The sequence below is a fragment of the Nocardia sp. CC201C genome, from assembly GCF_030010695.1.
Taxonomy (GTDB): domain Bacteria; phylum Actinomycetota; class Actinomycetes; order Mycobacteriales; family Mycobacteriaceae; genus Nocardia; species Nocardia otitidiscaviarum.
In genome coordinates, this window is the sequence record NZ_JASCXP010000471.1 from 1 (window position 1) to 5,412 (window position 5,412).

Genomic DNA, 5,412 nt, shown 5'->3' on the forward strand with positions numbered 1-5,412 from the left:
ACCGCGGCGTGCGCCTGGCCACCGGCCGCGTGGCGCGGACATCGGTGCTGCCCGCCACCGGCGACTGGGACTCGCTGCCACCCGAACTCCTCGTCACCGACCTCGACGCCGAGGCCGCACGCCTGGCCGCCCTCCCGCCCACCGTCATCCGCCCCCGTGTCCGCGGCGAATCGGTGCGTGCCGTCGCGGTCGAGCGCATCGACGCCATCCACTACCTCCCGGACGAACAACGCCTGGAGGCGACCGTGCACGCCCCGAAGGGCAGGGCCACCGTCACCTTCACCCACACCGCCGCCGCCCCCGGCGCACTGGACGATCTCGCCCGCACACTCTCCGGCGACGCGGGTCCGATTCGCTTTCTCGCCGGAACCCTGGAACGCCACCACGGCCGCCTCACCCTGGACCCCACCGCCGTCGTCGCCGCAGCGTCGGTCGTGGTCCCCGCCTTCGCCAGCACCGACCACCCGACCCCGTCGGGAGCCGCACTGCCCCAACCAGATCCACTCGCCGCCGCCCTCACCACCGCCCTCGCCCTGTCCGCCGAACTCCCCCACCGCGGCCTGCGACACCTGCCCCCGACCTGGTCCGCCCGCGCCGCCGACACCGCCGCCGCCCTCCGCCGCCTCGGTTTGTCCGGTGCGGCCGCCTCCCTGGATCGCCTGTGCCGCACCCTCACCCACCCCGGCCACGCCGCCCTCGACCAGTGGGCCGACACCCACCTGCGGCTCCTGGTCACCGTGGAACGGCTGTAGCGCGACGCCGACCGATAGGGTGCCGTGGCACGATCCACCTCCGATACCGCTGCTGAGCGTGTTGGCACATCGTGTCGATGGAGTCGCGCCCGGAGTGCGCCTCGGTTCCCGGTGATGTCGGTCCCCGCACCTGCTGGGACCCGGTCCGCAACCCCTGCCTTGATACGGCCCTGAGCATGATCTTCGGCGTGGCCGGTTGGGCCGTGCGGTCGGCCGTCGTCGCGGTGACACATGCGAAATGCGATGCGGGCCGCCGCTGAGGAGGTGACGGCGCTCGCGCCGAGCCGTGAGTCGGGCAGAATGTGCGGAGTCGGGGCGCGATCGGATGGAGGGACTGCGATGCGGATTTCGGTGGCGGCGGATGAGAACACCGGGGTGGCCGCGGCGGTGGTCGAGGAGTTGCGGCGGCGCGGGCACGAGGTGATCGCGCACGGGGCGCTGGCACCCGAGGAGCGCGACGACTGGGCGTGGGCCAGTGAGGCGGCGGCGCGGGATGTGGCCGAGGGCCGAGCCGAGCAGGGCGTGGTCTGCTGTTGGACGGGCACCGGGGCCTCGATCGCCGCGAACAAGGTGGCGGGGGTGCGGGCGGCGCTGTGTGTGGACGCCTACTCCGCCGACGGGGCGCGCACGTGGAACGACGCGAATGTGCTGGCGTTGAGCCTGCGGCTGACCTCGCGGGCACAACTCGACGAGATCCTGGACGCCTGGTTCGCCGGAGCGGCCAGCGCCGACCCCGGCGACCTGGCCAATATCGCGCACGTGGACGCCATCGAGTGACTAGCCGTTGGCAGCGAGATTCCCGTAGGCGGAACGCAATTCGCGTTTGAGGATCTTGCCGCTCGGATTCTTGGGCAGGGCGTCGGCGAGCACGACGTACTTGGGCACCTTGTACCCGGCCGGGCGCTGTCGGCAGCGGGCGATGAGAGACTCGGCGCTCGGCCGGGCGCCGTCGCGGGGGTGCGACGACCGAACAGCCGGATCTCGTTGGCGCCCAGCAGTTTCACCGCCGTCTCGGCCTCCTGTAGTTGATCGGCACCGAGATCGCGCCCGGCCGTGCCAGCGCGAAGTACAGCAGCACGAACTCCCGGCAGTTGTGCGCATCGAGGGCGGACAGTCTCGCTGAGTAGGACCTTCAGTGCGCCGGCCGGTGCCGCCACCGCGCGCAACTGCCCGCGTAGTAGGGCAGGTGGTCGTCGGCGAACGCGGTGGCCGACCAGTCCGACGCCAGCGCCTCGGCCGTCCACACATAGGTCCACGCGGCATGCGCGGTCTCGCCCGTGCGAACGAAGACCGGCCGCAGTTCGTATTCGTCGTCCTCGAAGTCGTCCAGCATCCGCCACTCGGCGGCGGTGAGTCCGCGCAGCACCGCGCCGCGGGTCACCGCCCCGGCGGCGGTGACGAGTCCGGGATACACCCGGCCGGGCAACGCCGCCGCGCGCCGCCCCGACACCCGCGCGGCGTCGAGGTGCGGTGCGCGGCCCAGCAATTCGACCAGCACCTCCGGAAACATCAAGGTGCCGTAGACGAACAGCGGATCACTCGGCACCGGCAGCCGACGGGCCGGGGGCGTGCTCACGCGTTCACCGCTGATTCGCGAACGGCGCGAACAGGGCCGGATCGTGCGAGTTGACGATGGTGATCTCGTGCCCGTGGTCCCGCTGCAATTCCCGCAGCCGCCTCTGGTTCTCGCGATACGCGCCGCCGAGGATCGACCCCAGTTCGTAGGTCCGCCACAGCAGCGGGGTATTCGGTTTCACCGGGTCGATGGAGCTGCCCACGAAGAACGCGTCCCCGGCGTGCAGCAGCCAGCCGCGACCGGAGTCGACCGCGACGCCCACGTGGCCGCGGGTGTGCCCGTGCAGCGGCACCACCAGGATCTCCGGCGGCAGGCCGGGCAGATCCCGCACCGTCTGGAAGCCGAACCACGGCTGCCCGCCCTCGATCTCGTTCACCATCCACTTCGGGCCGTGCGCCCACTGCGCCGCCCGGTACCGCAGGCGCTCACCCATCGCCCGCCGGGTGGTCGCGGCCCGGAACTCCGGACCGTGCACATGCACCGTCGCCTCCGGGAAGTCCGACAATCCGCCCGCGTGGTCGAGATCCAGGTGCGTGAGGATGATGTGCCGCACGTCGCGCGGGTCGTACCCCAACCGCTGGATCTGGCGGATGGCCGTCGCCTCCTGCCGCAGCTTCACACCCAGCATGAACCGGGTGGGACCGATCATCCGCTCGGGGTACCGCACGCAGTCCAACCCGTAGCCGGTGTCGACGAGAACGAGCCCGTCACGCTTGGTTTCGATGAGCAGACAATGGTCGACCATGCCCATGGACATGGTCCCGCAGTCGAGGTGATGAATCCGCACGTGCCCGAGAGTCCCAGACGGCATCTTTCGGGTCAATCGGAACGCACGAACCGATCGGTCAATGGGGCTGTTGGGACCGGATCACCTCGGCCAGGATCTCGTAGTCCTCGGTGCGCGCGGTGGAGGACCGGAAGGCCAGCCCGATGGTGCGCCCCGGTGCTGGCGGGGCGAAACGGGCGATATCCAGTGTGCCGCGCTCGGTTTCGGCCGAGACCGCCATCTCCGGGATGAGCGTCACCCCGAGGTCCCCGGCCACGCACTGCACCACCGTGGCCAGTGACGCCGCCCGGGTGTCGCCCACGGTCCCCGGATGGGCGTCGTGGGAGCGACACAGGTCGATGGTCTGATCGCGCAGGCAATGCCCCTCGTCCAGCAGCAGCAGCGGCAGCGCGTGCAGATCGCCCGGCACCAGGTCGGTGCGTCCGGCCAGGGTGTGCCCGCGCGGCACCACCAGCACGAATTCCTCCGTGTACAGCGGAATCTCGACCAGCCCCGTGGCCTCGGTGGGCAGCGCCAGCAGGGCCACGTCCAGGACGCCCGAGCGCAGCCCGTCCAGCAACCGCGCGGTCTGATCCTCGATCACGTACGGCGCCAGCGCCGGGAGCTGGCGGCGCAGTTCGGGCAGCAGCGTCGGCAGTACGTAGGGCGCGACGGTGGGAATGATGCCCAGGCGCAGGGTGCCGCCGAGGCCGGACCCGGCCGCCGAGGCCACGAACCGGTCCGCGGCCTCCAGGGTGGCGATGGCTTGCGGCAGCAGGCGTTTGCCGGCCGTTGTCACGAGCACCCGCCGGGTGCTGCGCTCGATGAGCTTGAGCCCCAGTCCGTTTTCCAGTGATGCCAGTGCCTGCGATAACGTTGGCTGGCTCACACTCAGCCGGTTCGCGGCGGTGCCGAAATGGCGATACTCCGCGATTGCCACGAACGCACGCAGCTGCGAGAGGGTCGGCTGATAAGTTTGATCAGACACGCCTATCAGTATAGTGCGACCGATCACCTTTACCTTTCACAGCGGTTTGGGCAAGATCGTTCGCGGCAGTCACGACACGATCGATCCGACTACGAAAGAGGAGCAAGCATGGCCCTGCTGACCATCGGCGACCAGTTCCCCGCCTACAACCTCAAGGCTGTGATCGGCGGCGACCTGTCGCAGGTGAACGCGCAGCAGCCCGACGACTACTTCACCCAGGTCTCGAGCGACGACTACGCGGGCAAGTGGCGCATCGTCTTCTTCTGGCCGAAGGACTTCACCTTCGTCTGCCCCACCGAGATCGCCGCCTTCGGCAAGCTGAACGAGGAGTTCGCCGACCGGGACGCGCAGGTGCTCGGCGTCTCCGTCGACAACGAGTTCGTGCACTTCCAGTGGCGGGCCCAGCACGAGGATCTGAAGACCCTCCCCTTCCCGATGCTGTCGGACCTCAAGCGCGAGCTGTCCGCCGCCACCGGTGTGCTCAACGCCGAGGGTGTCGCCGACCGCGCCACCTTCATCATCGACCCCAACAACGAGGTCCAGTTCGTCTCGGTCACGGCGGGTTCCGTGGGCCGCAATGTCGACGAGGTGCTGCGCGTGCTCGACGCGCTGCAGTCCGACGAGCTGTGCGCCTGCAACTGGAAGAAGGGCGATCCCACCATCCAGGCGGGCGAGCTCATGACCGCTTCCGTCTGAGCAACTCTGCCGTCCGAGTAAGGATTTCGCGCTGTGACCATCGAGAACCTGAAGAACTCCCTGCCCGAGTACGCCAAGGACCTCAAGCTCAACCTGTCCTCGATCGCACGCACCACCGTGCTGAACGAGCAGCAGCTGTGGGGCACCCTGCTGGCGTCGGCCGCCGCCACCCGGTCGGCCACCACGCTGCGTGAGATCGCCGAGGAGGCCGCGGACACGCTGTCGGCCGAGGCGTACAACGCCGCGCTCGGGGCCGCCTCCATCATGGGTATGAACAATGTGTTCTACCGGGGCAAGGCTTTCCTGGGCGGTCGCTACGACGACCTGCGCGCCGGTCTGCGCATGCAGATCATCGGCAACCCGGGCGTCGACAAGGCCGACTTCGAACTGTGGTCGTTCGCCGTGTCGTCGATCAACGGCTGCGCCCACTGCCTGGAGGCGCACGAGAACACGCTGCGCGAGGCGGGCGTGTCGCGTGAGGTGATCTTCGAGTCGCTGCGCGTGGCCGCGATCGTCGCGGGCGTGGGTCAGGCCGTGGCGTCCACCGAGGCGCTGGCCACGGCCACCGTCTAGCAACCGGCACCCCGACAGGGCCGCGCACCGGTACGGTGGGCGGGCGGTTACGGGGGGACGC

Annotated in this window: 7 protein-coding genes; 4 read left to right on the forward strand and 3 right to left on the reverse strand. The window is 69.8% G+C overall.

Annotated elements, in window-relative coordinates; all coding sequences use genetic code 11:
• A partial coding sequence (locus QK444_RS31915; RefSeq protein ID WP_282785792.1) for a hypothetical protein occupies nt 1–752 on the forward strand: 752 nt, incomplete at its 5' end.
• A gap of 339 nt (nt 753–1,091) precedes the next feature.
• Entirely contained in the window at nt 1,092–1,529 is a 438-nt protein-coding gene (locus QK444_RS31920) for an RpiB/LacA/LacB family sugar-phosphate isomerase (RefSeq protein ID WP_282785793.1), read from the forward strand.
• 355 nt (nt 1,530–1,884) lie between these two features.
• Here QK444_RS31920 and QK444_RS31925 read toward each other — a convergent pair whose 3' ends face one another.
• From QK444_RS31925 to QK444_RS31935, 3 genes are read right to left on the reverse strand one after another with little or no spacing between them, the layout of a single operon-like run.
• The gene (locus QK444_RS31925) at nt 1,885–2,328 is read right to left on the reverse strand and encodes a gamma-glutamylcyclotransferase family protein (protein ID WP_282785794.1); all 444 of its coding nucleotides are present in this window, start codon (nt 2,326–2,328) and stop codon (nt 1,885–1,887) included.
• A 4-nt stretch (nt 2,329–2,332) separates the two neighbouring features.
• Nucleotides 2,333–3,115, reverse strand: a complete 783-nt coding sequence (locus tag QK444_RS31930; protein WP_282785795.1) for an MBL fold metallo-hydrolase — start codon at nt 3,113–3,115, stop codon at nt 2,333–2,335.
• A 58-nt stretch (nt 3,116–3,173) separates the two neighbouring features.
• The gene (locus tag QK444_RS31935; RefSeq protein WP_029925891.1) at nt 3,174–4,082 is read right to left on the reverse strand and encodes a hydrogen peroxide-inducible genes activator; all 909 of its coding nucleotides are present in this window, start codon (nt 4,080–4,082) and stop codon (nt 3,174–3,176) included.
• A 108-nt stretch (nt 4,083–4,190) separates the two neighbouring features.
• Here QK444_RS31935 and QK444_RS31940 point away from each other — a divergent pair, with 108 nt between their 5' ends.
• On the forward strand, nt 4,191–4,778 hold the full coding sequence (locus tag QK444_RS31940) for a peroxiredoxin (protein WP_029925889.1): 588 nt from the start codon (nt 4,191–4,193) through the stop codon (nt 4,776–4,778).
• Nucleotides 4,779–4,811: 33 nt separating this feature from the next.
• A complete protein-coding gene (locus tag QK444_RS31945) occupies nt 4,812–5,351 on the forward strand; it encodes a carboxymuconolactone decarboxylase family protein (protein ID WP_029925887.1) in 540 nt (179 codons plus the stop codon).
• Nucleotides 5,352–5,412: the final 61 nt, after the last annotated feature.